Source organism: Pseudomonas sp. R4-39-08 (genome assembly GCF_003852275.1).
Taxonomy (GTDB): domain Bacteria; phylum Pseudomonadota; class Gammaproteobacteria; order Pseudomonadales; family Pseudomonadaceae; genus Aquipseudomonas.
In genome coordinates this window covers 2,496,175-2,512,952 of record NZ_CP027733.1, presented here as the reverse complement: position 1 = coordinate 2,512,952, position 16,778 = coordinate 2,496,175, and the positions used below count along the sequence as shown (strand labels likewise).

The window sequence follows — 16,778 nt, the reverse complement described above, 5'->3', positions numbered from 1 at the left end:
CGCGATGTAACAAGGCGGATTTTTTACTCAGTCTTTTCATGCAGACACAGGAGTTTCAGATGAGCACATTCGTTGCCAAAGACGGTACGCAGATCTACTTCAAGGACTGGGGCAGCGGCAAACCCGTGCTGTTCAGCCACGGCTGGCCGCTGGATGCCGACATGTGGGAATACCAGATGGAATACCTGAGCAGCCGTGGCTTTCGCACAATCGCGTTCGACCGCCGAGGCTTTGGTCGCTCGGACCAGCCGTGGACCGGCAACGATTACGACACCTTCGCCGACGACATCGCCCAGTTGATCGACCACCTGGACCTGACGGACGTAACCCTGGTGGGCTTCTCCATGGGCGGCGGTGACGTAGCCCGCTACATCGCGCGCCATGGCAGCGCGCGGGTTGCCGGGCTGGTACTGCTGGGTGCGGTGACGCCGATCTTCGGGCAGAAAGCCGATTACCCACAGGGCGTGCCCAACGACGTCTTCGATGGCATCAAAGCCGGCCTGCTGAAGGACCGCGCGCAATTCATCAGCGATTTCAACACGCCGTTCTTTGGCCTCAACAAGGGCCAGAAAGTCTCGGAGGGCGTGCTCACCCAGACCCTGCAGATCGCGCTGCAAGCCTCGCTGAAAGCCACCGTGGATTGCGTCACCGCGTTCTCCCAGACCGACTTCCGCCCGGACATGGCCAAAATCGACGTGCCGACCCTGGTCATCCACGGTGACGGTGACCAGATCGTTCCGTTCGAAACCACTGGCAAAGTTGCCGCCCAGATGATCGAGGGCGCGCAACTGAAGGTGTACAAGGACGCGCCCCACGGGTTTGCCGCCACCCACACCCAGCAGCTCAATGAAGACCTGCTGGCCTTCCTGAACCGCTGAGTGACCTCTGTAGGAGCGAGCTTGCTCGCGAAAAACGCCCAGGCAACGCGTTCATTCTGGATAAACGCGCGGGCCCTGAGTTCTTCGCGAGCAAGGGCTAGCCGCCCGCCTCGCTCCTACATAAAGCCTTACTGTCCGGCCCTTTACCATTCAGGCCAATCGCTGCCCCAGCCGCAGACTCCCCGGCCCCGCAATCAGGATGCTGGTGAAGATAATCATCAACAGCCAGCCAAACTGCCCCTCGAACAGCGTCCACTCCGGATGTACCACCAGCAGCGCGATCACCAGCACCGCCAGGATCGGCAGGCATGCCAGGCGCGTCCACACCCCCGCGATGATCAGCAGCGGGCACAGCACCTCGGCAAATATGGCCAGCAGCAAGGTGATCGGCGCGCCCAGGTGAAACGGGTCTTCGATCAGCTTCAACTGGTCGCTGTAGTTGAGCAGTTTCGGCAATCCATGCACCCACAGCAAAAACAGCGCCCCGCTGACCCGCAGGAACAACAGCCCGACATCTTGTTTTTTTGTTTCGCTCATAAGCCACCTGTGTCCGTCAAAAATGACCGACCGCCAGTGTGGCCCTGGCCGCGACGATGGGCTTGCAGGCGTGTGCTGACCTTACGCAGTCGACGCTGACAAACCCGTGCGGTAGGGTGCAGCTCAACGTTGCCTACTCGGGCATGATCTGGCTGAACCGTCGACCGCTCGCCACGGTCCCAACCCATACGCTCATCGTCACAGGAACCCCTTCATGACCCTGCCTCAAGAAATGACCCTGATCGAAATCACCGCCCCCGGCGGCCCCGAAGTGCTGCAACCGCGACGTGCAGACGTACCGGTGGCCGGCCCGGGCGAGATCCTGATTCGCGTGCATGCGGCCGGGGTCAACCGCCCCGACGCCTTGCAGCGGGCTGGCAAGTACCCGATGAAACCCGGCATGAGCCCGATCCCCGGCCTGGAAGTGGCCGGTGAAGTGGTGGCGCTGGGCGAAGGCGTGGATCAATACGCGCTCGGCGATAAGGTCTGCGCCCTGACCAATGGCGGCGGCTATGCGCAGTTCTGCGTGGTGCCGGCCAGCCAGGCGTTGCCGATTCCCGAAGGCATGGACTGGATTCAGGCCGCTGCCGTGCCGGAAACCTTCTTCACCGTCTGGGCCAATCTGTTCGGTCTGGGCGGCGCCTGCAGCGGCGAACGCGCCTTGATCCACGGCGGCACCAGCGGCATCGGCACCACCGCCTTGATGCTCTGCCAGGAATTCGGTATCCAGGCCTTCGCCACCGCCGGCAGCGCCGATAAATGCGCGGCAATTGCCAAGCTCGGCGCGCAGCCGATCAATTATCGCGAGGAGGATTTTGCCCAGGTCATCGCCGAGAAGACCGCCGGCCAGGGCGTCGATGTGATCCTCGACATCATGGGAGCCTCCTACCTCAACAACAACCTCAAGGCTTTGGGCATGGACGGCCACCTGGTGATGCTGGGCTTTCTCGGTGGCGGCAAGGCCAATGATGTGGACCTGTTGACCATTCTCGGCAAACGCGCGGTGATCACCGGTTCGCTATTGCGCGCCCGCACCCGCGAAGAAAAGGCCGCGATTGCCGAGCAGTTGCGTGAACACATCTGGCCGGTGCTGAGCGAGGGGCGCTGCCTGCCGATCATCGACAAGGTGTACGAATACACCGACGCCGCCCAGGCCCACGCCCGCATGGAAGGCGGGGACCATATCGGCAAGATTGTGTTGCGCGTCGAATAAACCCTTCACGCCCCTGTGGCGAGGGAGCTTGCTCCCGCTGGAGGGCGAAGCCCTCCCCTACAGGGGTAACGCTCAGCTCAGTCCGGTTTGGCATATTCCGGATAATCGACATACCCCGCCTCAGTCCCGCCATACAGCCCTTCAGCCTTCAACGCATTCAACGCATTCAACGGCCAGCCATTGAAAATCCTTTGCGGCAGGTCCGGGTTGGCAATGAACGGCCGCCCGAACGCAATCAGGTCCGCCAGCCCCGCCTGTACCAGTTGCGCGCCGCGTTCAGCGGTGTAGCGGCCGGCGTAGATGATGCGCCCGCTGAAGGTGCTGCGCACGGCCTGGCGGAAGCTGTGCGGCAGGACGGGGGCATTGTCCCAGTCGGCTTCGGCAATGGAGACGTAGGCGATACCCGACTGCTCCAGCACTTTGACCGCTTCGATGTAGGTGTGGTGCGGGTCTTCTTCCACCAGGCCGATGTACACGCGATCTTGGTCGGTGCCGCTGAACAAAGGCGAAAAGCGCACGCCCACACGTTCCGGACCCACTACGCGGCAGACGGCTTCGACGATCTCGCGCAGAAAGCGCAGACGGTTGTCCAGTGAGCCGCCGTATTCATCCTCACGCTGGTTCGAATGGGCCGAGATGAACTGGTTGACCAGGTAGCCGTTGGCCGCATGAATCTCCACCCCGTCAAAGCCTGCGTCCAGTGCATTGCGCGCCGCCTGTGCGTAGTGACCGACCAGTTCCTCGATCTCCAGCACCGTCAGGGCGCGGGGTACCGGGGGCTGTTTCAGCTCGCCGACACCCGGCGCGGTTTCGATAAATGCCTTCGCTTGCACGGCCTGGATCGCCGACGGTGCGACCGGCGCGGCGCCGTCGGGTTGCAAGGCGTTATGGGATACGCGGCCCACATGCCACAACTGGGCAAAAATCACCCCGCTCTCGGCATGCACCGCCTCGGTGACTTTGCGCCAGCCGTCGATCTGCGCCGGCGTGTAGATCCCCGGCGTCCACGCGTAACCCTGGCCACGCGGCTCGATCTGGGTGCCCTCGCTGACCATGAAACCGGCGCTGGCGCGCTGACGGTAGTAGCGGGCCATCAAGTCGGTGGCGATATCGCCGGGCTGGGCACTGCGCTGGCGCGTCAGGGGCGGCAACACGACGCGGTTGTTCAAGGTGTGATGTCCCAGTTTTACTGGGGTGTTCAATGGATGAGCCATGGGATATTCCAAATTCAGGACGAACGAAAACACTGGCGACTCTCGCGAGCCGCCAACGCATCAATCGGTTATTTAAATTAAGCGGTGAGTTTGAGCAGCGCCTTGGCCACTTCGCTGGAGCTGCCGGGGTTCTGCCCCGTCACCAGCAAGCCATCGACGATCACGAAAGACTGCCAGTCAGCGCCCTTCTCATAGTTGCCACCCAGCTTCTTGAATTCATCTTCAATCAGGAAGGGCACCACCTCGGTCAATTCCACTGCCGCCTCTTCGGAGTTGGAGAACCCGGTGACGCGACGGCCTTTGATCAAGGGTTCGCCGTTGACCGCCTTGACGTGACGCAAGGCACCCGGTGCATGGCAGACCAACCCGACAGGCTTGCCGGCACGCTCGAACGACTCGATCAGCGCGATGGAAACCGGCGACTCGGCCAGGTCCCACAGCGGGCCGTGGCCACCTGGGTAGAACACGGTGTCGAAGTCATCGGCGTTGACCGAGTCCAGTTTCACCGTGGTGGCCAAGGCCTGTTGCGCGGCCGGGTCGGTGGCGAAGCGTCGGGTTTGGTCAGTCTGGAAGTCCGGCAGGTCGCTGACCGGGTCCAGCGGCGGCTGGCCACCGGCGGGCGATGCCAGCACTACGTCAGCACCGGCGTCCTTGAACGCGTAATAGGGAGCGGCAAACTCTTCGAGCCAGAAGCCGGTCTTGCGGCCGGTATCGCCAAGCTGGTCGTGAGAGGTCAGTACCATTAATACTTTCATTTTCCAGTGCCTCGATCGTTGTGATTAACAGGGTTTTCGGGGTGGCCCAACAACTGTCGGGTCAGCCCCAGCGCCTCATCGAACGGCGCGGTGGTACGGGTAATCTTGCCCATGACGCTGGTCCCCAGCCACAACGCATACAGGCGTCGCGCCAGGCTTTCAGGGGGTTGTTCGATCATCAGCGAGCCGTCCTGCACCCCGTGCTGCAGCGTCAAGACGAGCAGATCGATAGTGCGTGAAGTACCGCGCTGCAACGCCAGGCGCATCGGCTCTGAAAGGTCAGACACTTCGGCACCGAGTTTGACGGCCAGGCATTTTCCGGCGTCGGTGCAGCCGGTGTGGTTGTCGATCCAGGCCTGCCAGTAGCGCATCAGCTTGGCGTACGCAGACAGGTCCGCCTGGCTGAACAACTGCTGCATGCCGAGCACGTAGTTGTCGAAATACGTATCGAGCAACACCACACCGAAGGCGTCCTTGGAGTTGAAGTAGTGATAGAACGAACCCTTGGGCACGTCGGCGGCTTGAAGTATTTCGTTCAATCCCACCGCGGAAAATCCCTTGCTGCCCACAATCGCTTGCGCACTTTCAAGAATGGTCTGCCGTGCACTTTTGGTTTCGCTGTTCATGCTTCGCCCCTGCCGATTAGACCAGTCGTCTAGTTCGTTGGAGGAATGTTAGGGCCGCAGGCGCAGGCTCACAATGTCATATGCGCAAGGATTCCGGCCATTGGCCAAAGGCAGTTGCCGTTTACCTGGCACGCGCCGACAATCGCCTCTCCCGCGCCCCTTGGAGAATGCCAATGCACAGCGTTGCGTTGATGGTTTACCCGAATTTCCAGTCCTTGAGCCTCAGCCTGGGCTCGGTGTTCGAGTGCGCCAACCTGCTGCGGGGCGAGCCGGCCTATGAGTTTCACCTGGTGTCGGAAAGCGGCGGCGCGGTGATGACGTCCCAGGGTTTTTCGGTGAACACCGCGCCGATTCGGCCGCAGGGTTACGACACGCTGATCGTCAGCGGCTACCTGGAGTTTCGCCTGCCGGAAGCCAATCTGCTGGAGATGGTCAAGGCCGCCTCCGCGCAATCGCGCCGCGTGGCCTCGCTGTGCATGGGTATTTTCGTGCTGGCCGAAGCCGGGCTGCTGGAAGGTAAGCGCACCACCACCCACTGGATCCACGCACCGGCGTTTCGCAAGCGCTACCCGGATATCCGCCTGGAAGAAGACAAGTTATTTGTGGTGGATGGCCAGGTGTGGACCGGCGCCGGCATGAGCGCCGGGGTCGACCTGGCGCTGGCCATGGTCGAGAACGACCTGGGCAGCGACCTGGCCCGGCGCATTGCGCGCAAGCTGGTGATCGCACAACGGCGCGGCAGTGAACAGTCGCAACTGTCGGCCCTGCTGGAACTGGACCCCAAGTCCGACCGCGTCCAATTGGCCCTGGCCTACGCCCGCGAAAACCTCACCCACGACCTGTCGGTGGAAGCCCTAGCCGATGTCGCCCGCCTCAGCCCGCGCCAGTTCAGCCGGGTATTTCGCGAAGAAACCGGGCAAACGCCGGCCAAGGCCATTGAGGCGCTGCGCGTGGAGGCGGCGCGGGCGATGATGGAAACCAGTCGCCACCCGGTCGAAGTGGTAGCCCGCGAGACCGGCTTTGGTGATCGCGAGCGCATGCGCCAGGCGTTCCTGCGAGCCTTCGGGCAACCGCCGCAAGCGATGCAGCAGGTGTTATTCAGCCCCGCCCAGGCCCATGGCCGCTCAATGCAGTGAAGCGTGGGTCACCAGGTAGCTGATCAAGTGCGGTTCATCCTCGAGTTCGAGGGTTTGCACCGGGCGCGGCAGGTTATCCAGCACCGTGCGCCAGAACGCCTGGGAGACTTCGTCCTGGTCATAAAACCGCACCAGCCAATTGGCCTCGCCGCTGCACAGCACTTGGGTGGCGATGGCGCGGCCGATGCCTTTGCGGCGGTAGCGCTTGAGGATGAACAGGTCGGCCAGCTCCAGGGCATCGATGCCCGGCAGTTCGCTGCCTTCGATCAGCAGGAAGCCGGCCACATAGCCGTCGACCAATAACAGGTTGGCGCTCCACTGCGGGTCTTGCCAATAGCGGGCCAGGTGCTCGTCGTGGATGTAGAAACGGCCATCGGCCTCGACATCTTCCTGCTCCCAATCCGAAGACTCATAGGCGTAGTACTGGTAGAGATTGCGGATCAGCTCGGCGTGTTCAGGGCCGGTCTGGATCAATTCGACAGTGGTTTCAGGCATGGGGCTCTCGGTGAAAAAACGCAGGGCGCCATTGTTCACAAATCGGCTGGCAAGGCCAATACATTGCCCAACCTTTCTATTGGCTGAACCGACTGCAAATAGCTCTGGCCCCTGGCCGAAATCCAGAAACATTTAGAATAAACTTCGCCGGCTCTCCCTTTTTTCAAGGACACGTATTTTGACTAACGTCTGCTCCGCCGGCCTGGATGTGGGGTTTGCCTCCCTGGATTACCTGCAAATTTTTATCCTGGGGGTGATCCAGGGCATTACCGAATTGCTGCCGGTGTCGTCCACCGCGCACATGCGCGTGGTGCCGGCCCTGCTTGGCTGGCAAGACCCTGGCTCGGCGTTTTCCGCAGCGATGCAGTTGGCGGCGCTGGCGGCGGTGGTGAGCTACTTCTGGCGCGATGTGCAGCAAGTGACCACGGGCAGCATCAGTGCCGTGCGCCGGGGCGACTACAACGACCGCTGGTTCAAGCTGGCGGTGGCGATTGTGCTGGCGACCATCCCGATCTGCATCGCCGGCCTGGCGCTGTCGTCAACCTTGAATACCTGCAACTCGCCGCTGCGTGGGCTGATGGTGATCGGTATTGCCTGTGTGGTGATGGCGGTGTTACTGGCTGCTGCCGAACTACGCGCTCGTCACACCCGCGAGGTGAGCGAAATGCGTTTGCGTGATGCGTTGATCGTGGGCATCGCGCAGATCGGCGCGTTGATTCCCGGGGTCTCGCGCTCGGGCTCAACCTTGACCGCCGCGCTGTTCCTGAACTTCAAACGCGAAGAAGCAGCACGCTTTTCATTCCTGCTGGGCCTGCCCGCCATCGCCCTCGCCGGCCTGAAAGAACTGTGGGTGCTGCTGCATGCCGACCTGCCCGCCCACGCCTGGCCGCACTTGATCTTCGGGCTGGTGGTGGCGAGCATCTCGGCGTTTTTCGCGATCTGGGGCCTGATGAAGTTTCTGGAACGCTTCTCCACCTGGCCGTTCGTGATCTACCGCGCGCTGCTCGGGGTGTTTTTGATTGGGGCGGTCAGCACCGGGTTGCTGAGTTGATCGTCCAGGCACTGCTTCCATAGGTTGCGAACCAGGGTTTTCAGGGTGAGCGCCTCAGCCCAGCGATCACTGAGTTCCCGGCCATCCGCGCCGGTGATCGCATAAGGCGGCGGGCCGAGTTCGCAGGTGAAGGACAGGCTTTGGGGGGTGTTCGGGCGGGCCAGCCAGTCCTCGATGCCGTAGCGCCACCAGCCGAGAAAGCGCTCGAGCCAGGGTTGATGCTGGGCAAAACCCAGCGCCACCTGCACCTGTTCACTGCTGGCTACGCGCCCATGAAAGCCCCAGCTATGGCGCAGAATCGCGCGTATCTGTTCATCATCCTCGCCGGCGCCGGGCTCGGGCAATTCGCGCCCGACCACGTAGTGGGACAGGTCCGCCAGCAGTTTCAGGTCAGGCATTTGCGCCAGCAACTCGAGGGTGAACAGCAGGTCACTGGTCAGGCGATAACGGTGGGTTTCCAGCAGGATCGGAAAAGCCACCTGCTCGGCCAGGCGTTGCCAGCCTTCGATCAACCGGCCCGCCTCGGCCTGGGTACGCGGGCGCACGTCGGCTTGCAGGGTAAGGTGATGACAGCCGTAGCGGCTGATCACCTCCAGTGCGCGCGCCAGGTCATCCACCGACTGCGGGAACAGTTGGCCTTCGATCTGCAAACCCCGTGCGGCGGTGGCCGCGTGCAAGCGTGCGACCTCGGCCGCCTTCCAGTAATGATCAGTGACGCCATCGAAGCCGGCGGCGGCGATTCGATCCAGTTGCGCCTCGAGCGGGCCGGGTTCGGTGTGCATCGCCCACAGCGATTGGAATACCAGAAATTCGCGCATGTCAGCCCCGCAACCAGTGTTTGAGAGAGATCGCAGGATCAGCCAGGCCCACCGACGGCAACGGCACATGGGCGATGATCAGGCGTTCGCACAGCTTGATGTCCTTGGCCACGCTGTTGCCCGGCGCCCAGCCGCAGGCGCCTTGCAAATACCCGTCGGCATCGAGGTAGAACAGCAGCAAACCGCCGTGGGGCAAGGCGCGGCTGACCACCTTCGGCGTCATCACACCGACTGTCTGCAAGCCCCAGTCATAGTGGTCGGACCAGAAACCCGGCACGCCGTCAAAGGGCAATGCCCGGCCCAGCAGGTTCAACGCGGCATGCCGCCCCTGGGCCTCGGCATTGCGCCAGGTTTCCTGACGCTGATAGAGGCCGCTAAGCCGGAACTCGCAGACGTCTCCCGCTGCGTAGATATTCGCCGTGCTGGTACGCAAGTGCGCGTCAACGCGAATGCCCTGCCCTACCTCCAGCCCTGCCGCTGCGGCCAGTTCGATATTGGGTTGCATGCCGATGCCGACCACCACCAGGTCACACGGCAGCGTCTGCCGGTCCACCAGTTGCACGGCGTCGGCCTGGATGGATTCCACAGTGACGTTCAAGCGCACGTCCACACCCTGCGCGCGGTGCAGATCCAGCAATGCTGCACTGATGGCCGCTGGCAATACCCTGCCCGCTAGGCGCGGCCCGGCTTCGAGCACCGTCACCGCGCAGCCCAGGCCTCGCGCGGTCGCCGCCACTTCCAGGCCGATAAACCCACCGCCGACGATCACCAGCCGGGTGCCGGGGCGCAACTGGGCGCGCAGGGCCAGCGCTTCATCGTGGGTGCGCAGGTAAAGCACATTGGCCTGGGCTTGAGGCAGACGCCGCGCACGGCCGCCAGTGGCGAGTAGCACGCCGGCATAGTCCAGCCAGCGGCAATCGGCCAGTTGCAGCCGATGCTGCTGCGGCGCCAGCTGGCTGACCGCATTGCCGGCAATATGCTCGATATCCAGCTCGGCCAGCCGGGCGCCGTCGCACAGGCTGCACCCGGCCAGGTCCTGGCTGCCTTGCAACAGGGCCTTGGACAGCGGGGGTCGTTCGTAGGGCACGTGCGGTTCGTCGCCGATCAGGATCAGCCGACCGTCGTAACCCTCCTCGCGCAGGGTCAACGCCGCACGGCCACCGGCATGGCCGGCGCCGACGATAATCAGGGGCGCGCTCATCATCACGCCGTGACAGCGAGCAACACTCGCCCCGCTTCGACCCGTACCGGATAGGTTTTCAGGTTGACGCAAACCGGCGCGCCCAGGGCCTTGCCGGAGCGGTAATCGAAACGTCCGTTGTGCTTGGGGCATTCGATCACATGGTCCATGACCAGGCCGTCGGCCAGGTGGATTTTTTCGTGGGTGCACAGGCCGGCGGTGGCGAAAAACTCATTGTCGGCGGAGCGGAACACCGCATAGGTATGTGCCCCGTGGTCGAAGCGCAACACGTCTTCTTCGTCGATTTCGCCCACGGCGCAGACGTCGATCCATTGATCGTTCATGATTTTTCTCCAGGTGAATAACGTTCCTGGTGGCGAGCGAGCTTGCTCGCGCTGGGCTGCGAAGCGGCCCCAGGATCGCGATTGAGGGTTATCTGAAAGACCGCGTCAGGTTTATTGGGGCTGCTGCGCAGCCCAGCGCGAGCAAGCTCGCTCGCCACTATGGGTGGGGCGCTGGACGAAATAGGTCGGGTCGCTGCGCTGTTTCCACAGGGTTGGCAGGATTTCCTTGTAGGCCTCGAACAGATTGGCGTACGGCGGCGGGCAGTCGCGGCGGATTTCTTCGTGCAGCTGTTCGAGGGCGTGGTACGGCACCATCGGGTACATGTGGTGCTCGAGGTGGTAGTTCATGTCCATGTAGATAAAGCGCAGCACGCGGTTCATGTAGATGGTGCGGCAGTTGCTGCGATGGTCGAGCACATCTTCGGCCAGGCCCACGTGCTGGGTGAGGCCGAACAGGTAGCCGAGCCAGGCGCCATAGAGACTCGGCAGCCCCACCAGCATCAGCGGCAACCAGCTGTGCAGGTACAAGGCGGTGCCGATGATCAACGCGTAAATGCCCACCCAGATGCGCGCGGCGCGAAACACCTTGGGCCATTCGGATTCGGGGATGAAGTCCTGCTCCTGGGCACTCATGCGACCGATGGCATGGCGGGCCACGCCACTGAAGGTCTTCCAGGCCAGGGGCAGATTGAACAGGCTCAGGAACATCATCCAGAAGCTCGGCGGGCGCGGCTCGACGATCTCCGGGTCGCGACCGACGACGATGGTGTCGGTGTGATGCCGGGCATGGCTCCAGCGCCACACATGGGGTTCGAACAGACACATGAAGCACGCCAGCGGGTACAGCGCGTCATTCATCCAGCGGGTCTTGAATGCCGTGCCATGCCCGGTTTCGTGCCAGCGCGGGTTGGAGGCGGTGCCGTAGAGCACGCCATAGGCGAGGAAGAACGGCACACAGGCCCAGGAGCCCCAGAACCAGTAGCCGCCAAAGCCTGCGACGAACAACGCCGCGAACCAGATGGCCGTGTCGACCAGGGCCGGGCCGTCACGGCGCTGCATCAGTTCCTTCATGCGTTTGCGCGGGATCGGCGATTGGTACCAACGGGCCGAGACCAGGCCTTTTTCGGCGGCGCGGGCGGCTTCGGGGCCGGTCAGGCTGTAATCGCGCCGGGCGCGGTGAGCGGTGTGTTCAGGCATTGTTTGTTCTCCGCAAGCGTGGGGTTTCAGGGGCTTTGCGAAACCAACCATAGAGCGCGGCCAAATCAGCCTCAAGGGCTTGAATCCATTCCCTATCAAGCTATCATCCAGGCCCAGCGGGGCTTGATAGTTTTCTATCAAGACGCTCAAGGGGCTCGCCATGCACAACCCTAAACGCCCGACCATTGCCACGGTTGCCGCCCATGCGGGCCTCAGCGTGGCCACCGTCGACCGTGTATTGAACGCTCGCGCACCGGTCAACCCGGACACCGCCGAACAGGTGTTCCAGGCTGCCGAAGCGGTCGGTTATTTCGCCGCGCGGCTGATCGGCCAGCGCATCCGCGAACGGCGCCCGACCTACCGTTTCGGCATTCTCCTGCTGGGTACCGCCCAGGCGTTCTATGCCAACCTGGCCCAGTCGATCAGCGCGGCGGCGCAGCAGCACGCCAGCGCCAACCTGACCTGCCAGTTCGAGTACATCGTCGACCGCACACCCAGCGCCATCGTCGCGCAGATCGAGCAACTGGCCGTGCAGTGCGACGCGCTGGCGGTGGTCAGCTTCGCCCATCCGCTGATCAATGCGTGCCTGGCGCAGATCCGCGCAGCCGGCGTGCCGGTGGTGGCGCTGCTCTCGGACATCCACGAACGCGCGGCCGAACCTTATGTGGGCCAGGATAATCACGTAGTCGGCCGCACCATGGGCTGGCTGTTGGCGCGCACCTGCGGTGCGCGCAAAGGCAGCGTGGGCATTCTGCTGGGGGCCACCGTTTTCTCGGCCATCAGGCGCGGGTCGAAGGCTTGCACAGCTACCTGGCCGAACACGCACCGGGGCTCAAGCCGCTGGAACCGCTGATCAATCTGGACAACTGCGACATCACCGAAGAAGCCACCCTCGACCTGCTCAGCCGCCACACCGACCTGCGCGGGCTGTGTGTGGTAGGCGGTGGCGGTGACGGCGTGATCAACGCCTTGGCGCAACTGCCCAAGCGCCCGGCGTTGTGCTGCATTTTGCAGGAGTCCACCGACCTGTCGCGCCAGGCCCTGGGCCGAGGGTTGATCGATGTGGTGATGGATTCGCAGCCGCAGCAGACAGCGGTGGCGCTGGTGGACCTGCTGGTGGCGCTGCAGAGCGACGAGGCGTTCGATCCGGCGCGGCATCGGGTGCACATCCCGCCGCACATCGTCACCTCGGAAAACATGGGCACCTGAGGTTTGCCCTGATGCCGGTCAGTCAAGGCTTTTTGTAGGAGCGAGCTTGCTCGCGAAAAACGCCCAGGCAACGCGTTTATTCTGGATAAACGCGGGGGGCCTGAATTTTTCGCGAGCAAGCTCGCTCCTACAGAGGGCGGCGTGCGCTTCATCGTCCCTCCCACATCGGTAACCGCTCACAGCCCGCGAAAATCCCCGGCATTCAACCCGAACCGATTCATCTTGTTGTACAGCCCGCCACGGGAAACGTTCAGCTGCTGGGCAGCCAGGCGAATATTGCCAGCGGTGCTTTTCAGCGCGGCGACGATGGCATGCATTTCATGGCTGCTCAGGTCTTGCGTAGGTGGCGCGGCATATGGGCTGGCCGGGGCGCGCGGCCTGGCCTCCAAGGGTAAATCGCCAGGCTCGATCCACTCGCCCATCGCCAGGTTGGTCGCCCGCTCAATCGCGTTTTCCAGCTCGCGCACGTTGCCCGGCCAGCCATGGGCCGACAGCAACGCCAACGCGTCCGGCGAGAATCCTTGCAGCGATTTGCGCAATGAGCGCGCGCAACGCTGCAGGAAATGCCGCGCCAGCAAGGGAATATCGTCACGGCGCATCCGCAGGGGCGGCACGGTGATATTCAGCACGTTGAGGCGGTAGTAAAGGTCTTCGCGGAACGCCCCCTCGGCCACCGCCTGGCTGAGATTGCGGTGGGTCGCCGCAATGATGCGCACATCCACTGGCCGTGAGGTCTTCGCGCCCACGCGGGTCACCTCGCCTTCCTGCAACACGCGCAACAGGCTGACTTGCGCGTCGAAGGCCATGTCGCCGATTTCATCGAGGAAAATCGTCCCGCCATCGGCCAGTTCGAACTTGCCCGCTGAACCACCGCGCGCCGAGCCGGTGAATGCGCCTTCGGTATGGCCGAACAATTCGCTTTGCACCAGGTCCCGTGGGATCGCGCCGCAATTGACCGCGACGAATGGGCCAGTGCAACGCTCGCTGGCGTTATGAATGGCCTGGGCAAATAACTCTTTGCCGGTGCCGCTTTCGCCGAGGATCAAGGTGGTGGAATCACTGCGACTGGCGATGCGTCCCAGGTGCAGCGCGTCCTGGATCGCGCGCGAGGTGCCCTGGATGGTTTCAAAGGTGTAGCGGGCCTGGGTGCCGACAATGCGCCGGGTGATTTCGCGGATGCGGCGGTTTTCACGCACCGACACGATCACCCCACCCTGCTCCAGCGGGCACACCGAGACCAGGCAGGCGAGCTGGCTGTGGTCGTGCAAGTGAAAGGTGCAGTCCAGGTCGCGCACGTTTTCGCCGCCGCGCAGCAGCATGGCGTCGCTCAGCTCGCTGCGAGCGAGGCGATTGAAGGGGCAGCCGAGCAGCTCCAGGCCCACATTGAACAGTTGCCTTGCGTAGCGATTGATCGCCTTGATGCACCCGCGTTCATCCAGCACCACCAAGCCTTCGTTAAGCACTTCAAGCACGGTTTGTTGCTCTTGCAGCAACGCTTGCAGCGCCATCTGCCGCGACACGGCCTCGGCAGCCGCCTGCACGGTGCCCAGGGTATGGAAGTGAAACCAGCCGGGCTCGGCCGTCAGCGTCAGCATGGCCAGGGTCTGGCCCTGTGCATTCTTGATCGGCGCGGCGGCGCAGTGCATGCGGCGTTGACGCAGGCCGACGGCGAAGTTTTCTTCGGCCAGCACATACACCAGATGATCTTCGGCCAGCGCCAGGCCGGTGCAGTTGGTGCCCTGCACCGATTCGAGCAGGCGACTGCCCACGGGAGTGATGTCCAGCCCGCAGAAATACAAGGTGGTGCCGTCAGCGTCGGTGAGGTTGATATGACCGCGCGGGTTGTAGGCCAGCAGTCCATGCATGACTTGCGCGGCGGCGGCGATCAGCACGCGGTGGCTGGCCAGGGTGGCCGCCAGTGTGTCGGCAGCGACGAAACGGTAGGCGTTGTCTGCCGGATCGATGCCGGCCTCGACGCTGCGCCGCCAGGAATCCCAGATCGTTTGCCGCACCTCGGGCGGGCGCTGCAGCTGGCCGTCCAGGCAGGCCTGCCACGCCTGCTCCAACGCTGCGACCGGGCCGTCATTCAGCGCGGCGGGGCCCAGCGCCGTCAGGTAATCGAGGTCTTGCGCACTGATCGCCATGCTCATAAGCGGTGTCCATGTTCATGTTTTCGACATGTCAGCATAGACATGTCATTTAAATGAACACCATTTTTCTGATGTTTATTTAAAACCGTTAAATATCAGTCGCTTGGATTTTGGCACAGCCCTTGCTCTTACCCCTTTACCCGCCAGGACCGTCCTGAGGCCAACAATAAGAAGGGGTCATACATGAATACAAAAAACATCCGCCTGGGCTTGATCGGCGCCGGCCGCATGGGCAGCTTCCACGGCCTGACCGCCGCCCGGCACATTCCCGGCGCTTGCCTCGCCGCCATCGCCGACCCTACCCCAGGGCAAGCCGCACGTCTGGCAGCAGAGCTGGGTGTAGCCAAGGTTTACACCGACCCGCAGCAACTGCTCGATGACCCGGATATCGACGGCGTACTCATCGCCGCCCCCGCCCGCAGCCACGCCGAGCTGGTGATCAGCGCCGCCCGTGCCGGCAAGGGCATCTTCTGCGAGAAGCCCATGGCGATCACCCTCGATGAAGCCGACCGCGCCATCGCCGCTGCGGCCGATGCCCGAGTGCCACTGCAAGTCGGCTTCAACCGGCGTTTCGCCAAGAGCTTTCGCGCCGCCCACCTCGACGTCGCCGCAGGCCGAATCGGCACCCCGCAGTTGCTGCGCTCCCTGACCCGCGACCCGGCGCTGAACAACCCTGGCGCCTCACCACAATGGGTGATTTTCCTGGAAACCCTGATCCACGACTTCGACACCCTGCGCTACCTCAACCCCGGCGCCGAAGCGGTGCAAGTGCAGGTGATGGCCGACGCCCTGATCGCCCCGGACTACAAAAGCCAGGGTTTGCTCGACACCGCCGTAGTCACGATCCGCTTCGATAACGGCGCGATTGCCACCGCCGAGGCCAGCTTCCAGGCGGTGTATGGCTATGACGTGCGCGGTGAAGTGTTCGGCAGCGCCGGCATGCTGACCATGGGCAGCGTGCAGGCCTGCGACCTGGTGCGCTACCAGGCCCAGGGCATCCAGGCCGACACCCAACGCCTGGACACCGACCTGTTGCGCGATGCCTACATTGCCGAGCTCAACCACTTCGTAGACTGCCTGCAAAGCGGCGCCAAGCCCCTGGCCAGCGGGGAAGATGCCCGCGCCGCCCTGGCGATTGCCCGCGCCTGTATCCAATCCTACGAGCAAGGCACGGCGGTGAGCCTATGAGCCCGTTCAAGCTCGCGGTGAGTGCCGAGATGGTGTTCCTCGACCTGCCCTTCGTCGAGCGGGTCAAGCGGATTCATGCCCTGGGTTTCAGCGCCGAAATCTGGAACTGGACCGACAAAGACATCAACGCCCTGGCCGCGACGGGCGCGGACTTCACCTCCATGACCGGCTACATCAGCGGCACGCTCACCGACCCCGACGGTATCCGCCACTTACTCGACAGCGCCCGCGAATCCTTAAGCGTTGCCGAGCGCCTCAAGTGCCCCAGCCTCAATTTGCACGGCACCGGCCTGGGTGACGGCGGCCTGCCGGTGCAATCCGTCAGCCGGACCACCGGGCGCATGTGGCTGAGCGCCTGCAAGACGCTGGAGAAAATCGCTCGCCTGGGGCAAGACGCCGGCCGCGTGTTCCTGCTGGAAAACCTCAACACCGAGGTCGACCACCCCGGCACGCCATTCGCCCGCGCCGACGACACCCTGGCGCTGATCGAGGCCGTGGGCAGCCCACACCTGAAAATGAACCTGGACCTTTACCACGCGCAGATCGGCGAAGGAAACCTGATCGAATTGATCCAGCGCGCGGGCAGCGCCATCGGCGAAATCCAGGTGGCGGACGTACCCGGGCGCCAGGAGCCTGGCACCGGGGAAATTCATTACCCGGCGATTGCCAGGGCGCTGCAGGCCATCGGCTACAGCGGCGTGGTCGGCCTGGAAGCCTGGGCCAGCGGCGACAGCGAAGCCGCCCTGCAGCGTTTTCGCCAAGCCTTCACCCTATAACAACAAGAGGA

The 16,778-nt window shown here is 63.3% G+C and carries 16 protein-coding genes and 1 pseudogene; 7 read left to right on the top strand and 10 right to left on the bottom strand.

Features of this window, described 5'->3' with window-relative positions:
• Positions 1-59: 59 nt before the first annotated feature.
• Positions 60-878, top strand: coding sequence for an alpha/beta fold hydrolase (locus tag C4J88_RS11585; RefSeq protein WP_124406976.1), 819 nt, complete (start codon positions 60-62; stop codon positions 876-878).
• 150 nt (positions 879-1,028) lie between these two features.
• Here C4J88_RS11585 and C4J88_RS11580 read toward each other — a convergent pair whose 3' ends face one another.
• A complete protein-coding gene (locus tag C4J88_RS11580; RefSeq protein WP_124406975.1) occupies positions 1,029-1,415 on the bottom strand; it encodes a DoxX family protein in 387 nt (128 codons plus the stop codon).
• A gap of 214 nt (positions 1,416-1,629) precedes the next feature.
• Here C4J88_RS11580 and C4J88_RS11575 point away from each other — a divergent pair, with 214 nt between their 5' ends.
• On the top strand, positions 1,630-2,628 hold the full coding sequence (locus tag C4J88_RS11575; protein WP_124406974.1) for an NAD(P)H-quinone oxidoreductase: 999 nt from the start codon (positions 1,630-1,632) through the stop codon (positions 2,626-2,628).
• A 77-nt stretch (positions 2,629-2,705) separates the two neighbouring features.
• On the opposite strand, the gene C4J88_RS11570 is transcribed toward C4J88_RS11575, so the two are convergent.
• From C4J88_RS11570 to C4J88_RS11560, 3 genes are all read right to left on the bottom strand, one after another.
• The gene (locus C4J88_RS11570; protein WP_124406973.1) at positions 2,706-3,842 is read right to left on the bottom strand and encodes an alkene reductase; all 1,137 of its coding nucleotides are present in this window, start codon (positions 3,840-3,842) and stop codon (positions 2,706-2,708) included.
• Positions 3,843-3,919: 77 nt separating this feature from the next.
• Entirely contained in the window at positions 3,920-4,597 is a 678-nt protein-coding gene (locus C4J88_RS11565) for a type 1 glutamine amidotransferase domain-containing protein (RefSeq protein ID WP_124406972.1), read from the bottom strand.
• Positions 4,594-5,223 (bottom strand): TetR/AcrR family transcriptional regulator, encoded by a 630-nt coding sequence (locus C4J88_RS11560; RefSeq protein WP_124406971.1) that lies wholly within the window; start codon positions 5,221-5,223, stop codon positions 4,594-4,596. Before C4J88_RS11560 ends, C4J88_RS11565 begins: the two co-directional genes overlap by 4 nt.
• A gap of 173 nt (positions 5,224-5,396) precedes the next feature.
• Between C4J88_RS11560 and C4J88_RS11555 the strand changes: the two genes are divergently transcribed.
• Positions 5,397-6,359, top strand: a complete 963-nt coding sequence (locus tag C4J88_RS11555) for a GlxA family transcriptional regulator (protein ID WP_124406970.1) — start codon at positions 5,397-5,399, stop codon at positions 6,357-6,359.
• On the opposite strand, the gene C4J88_RS11550 is transcribed toward C4J88_RS11555, so the two are convergent.
• Entirely contained in the window at positions 6,348-6,854 is a 507-nt protein-coding gene (locus C4J88_RS11550) for a GNAT family N-acetyltransferase (RefSeq protein WP_124366732.1), read from the bottom strand. The two genes, C4J88_RS11555 and C4J88_RS11550, sit on opposite strands and share 12 nt — an antisense overlap.
• Positions 6,855-7,032: 178 nt before the next feature.
• On the opposite strand from C4J88_RS11550, the gene C4J88_RS11545 reads away from it, so the two are divergent.
• Positions 7,033-7,905: an undecaprenyl-diphosphate phosphatase gene (locus C4J88_RS11545; RefSeq protein ID WP_124406969.1), complete on the top strand. Its 873-nt coding sequence runs from the start codon at positions 7,033-7,035 to the stop codon at positions 7,903-7,905.
• Here C4J88_RS11545 and C4J88_RS11540 read toward each other — a convergent pair.
• The 4 genes from C4J88_RS11540 to C4J88_RS11525 form a co-directional block, all read right to left on the bottom strand.
• Entirely contained in the window at positions 7,845-8,723 is an 879-nt protein-coding gene (locus C4J88_RS11540) for a sugar phosphate isomerase/epimerase (RefSeq protein WP_256659112.1), read from the bottom strand. The genes C4J88_RS11545 and C4J88_RS11540 overlap by 61 nt on opposite strands.
• Before the next feature lies 1 nt (position 8,724).
• The gene (locus C4J88_RS11535) at positions 8,725-9,924 is read right to left on the bottom strand and encodes an NAD(P)/FAD-dependent oxidoreductase (protein WP_124406968.1); all 1,200 of its coding nucleotides are present in this window, start codon (positions 9,922-9,924) and stop codon (positions 8,725-8,727) included.
• 2 nt (positions 9,925-9,926) lie between these two features.
• Entirely contained in the window at positions 9,927-10,247 is a 321-nt protein-coding gene (locus tag C4J88_RS11530) for a MocE family 2Fe-2S type ferredoxin (protein WP_053128781.1), read from the bottom strand.
• 111 nt (positions 10,248-10,358) lie between these two features.
• Entirely contained in the window at positions 10,359-11,444 is a 1,086-nt protein-coding gene (locus C4J88_RS11525) for a fatty acid desaturase family protein (protein ID WP_124406967.1), read from the bottom strand.
• A gap of 160 nt (positions 11,445-11,604) precedes the next feature.
• On the opposite strand from C4J88_RS11525, the pseudogene C4J88_RS11520 reads away from it, so the two are divergent.
• Positions 11,605-12,653 (top strand): annotated as a pseudogene (locus C4J88_RS11520) (LacI family DNA-binding transcriptional regulator).
• A 176-nt stretch (positions 12,654-12,829) separates the two neighbouring features.
• Here the strand turns inward: C4J88_RS11520 and C4J88_RS11515 are convergent.
• Positions 12,830-14,803, bottom strand: a complete 1,974-nt coding sequence (locus C4J88_RS11515) for a sigma-54-dependent Fis family transcriptional regulator (protein ID WP_124406966.1) — start codon at positions 14,801-14,803, stop codon at positions 12,830-12,832.
• A 183-nt stretch (positions 14,804-14,986) separates the two neighbouring features.
• Here C4J88_RS11515 and C4J88_RS11510 point away from each other — a divergent pair, with 183 nt between their 5' ends.
• Together C4J88_RS11510 and C4J88_RS11505 are read left to right on the top strand one after the other, a co-directional pair.
• Entirely contained in the window at positions 14,987-15,991 is a 1,005-nt protein-coding gene (locus tag C4J88_RS11510) for a Gfo/Idh/MocA family oxidoreductase (protein WP_124366726.1), read from the top strand.
• Positions 15,988-16,767 carry a TIM barrel protein gene (locus C4J88_RS11505; protein ID WP_124406965.1) on the top strand — a complete coding sequence of 260 codons (780 nt, stop codon included), beginning with the start codon at positions 15,988-15,990 and terminating at the stop codon, positions 16,765-16,767. Before C4J88_RS11510 ends, C4J88_RS11505 begins: the two co-directional genes overlap by 4 nt.
• The last annotated feature ends 11 nt before the right edge of the window (positions 16,768-16,778 follow it).

Coding starts and splice junctions, on each gene's coding strand:
- C4J88_RS11585 (WP_124406976.1), top strand. CDS start 60: ATGAGCACATTCGTTGCCAAAGACGGTACGCAGATCTACTTCAAGGAC.
- C4J88_RS11580 (WP_124406975.1), bottom strand. CDS start 1,415: ATGAGCGAAACAAAAAAACAAGATGTCGGGCTGTTGTTCCTGCGGGTC.
- C4J88_RS11575 (WP_124406974.1), top strand. CDS start 1,630: ATGACCCTGCCTCAAGAAATGACCCTGATCGAAATCACCGCCCCCGGC.
- C4J88_RS11570 (WP_124406973.1), bottom strand. CDS start 3,842: ATGGCTCATCCATTGAACACCCCAGTAAAACTGGGACATCACACCTTG.
- C4J88_RS11565 (WP_124406972.1), bottom strand. CDS start 4,597: ATGAAAGTATTAATGGTACTGACCTCTCACGACCAGCTTGGCGATACC.
- C4J88_RS11560 (WP_124406971.1), bottom strand. CDS start 5,223: ATGAACAGCGAAACCAAAAGTGCACGGCAGACCATTCTTGAAAGTGCG.
- C4J88_RS11555 (WP_124406970.1), top strand. CDS start 5,397: ATGCACAGCGTTGCGTTGATGGTTTACCCGAATTTCCAGTCCTTGAGC.
- C4J88_RS11550 (WP_124366732.1), bottom strand. CDS start 6,854: ATGCCTGAAACCACTGTCGAATTGATCCAGACCGGCCCTGAACACGCC.
- C4J88_RS11540 (WP_256659112.1), bottom strand. CDS start 8,723: ATGCGCGAATTTCTGGTATTCCAATCGCTGTGGGCGATGCACACCGAA.
- C4J88_RS11535 (WP_124406968.1), bottom strand. CDS start 9,924: ATGAGCGCGCCCCTGATTATCGTCGGCGCCGGCCATGCCGGTGGCCGT.
- C4J88_RS11530 (WP_053128781.1), bottom strand. CDS start 10,247: ATGAACGATCAATGGATCGACGTCTGCGCCGTGGGCGAAATCGACGAA.
- C4J88_RS11525 (WP_124406967.1), bottom strand. CDS start 11,444: ATGCCTGAACACACCGCTCACCGCGCCCGGCGCGATTACAGCCTGACC.
- C4J88_RS11515 (WP_124406966.1), bottom strand. CDS start 14,803: ATGAGCATGGCGATCAGTGCGCAAGACCTCGATTACCTGACGGCGCTG.
- C4J88_RS11510 (WP_124366726.1), top strand. CDS start 14,987: ATGAATACAAAAAACATCCGCCTGGGCTTGATCGGCGCCGGCCGCATG.
- C4J88_RS11505 (WP_124406965.1), top strand. CDS start 15,988: ATGAGCCCGTTCAAGCTCGCGGTGAGTGCCGAGATGGTGTTCCTCGAC.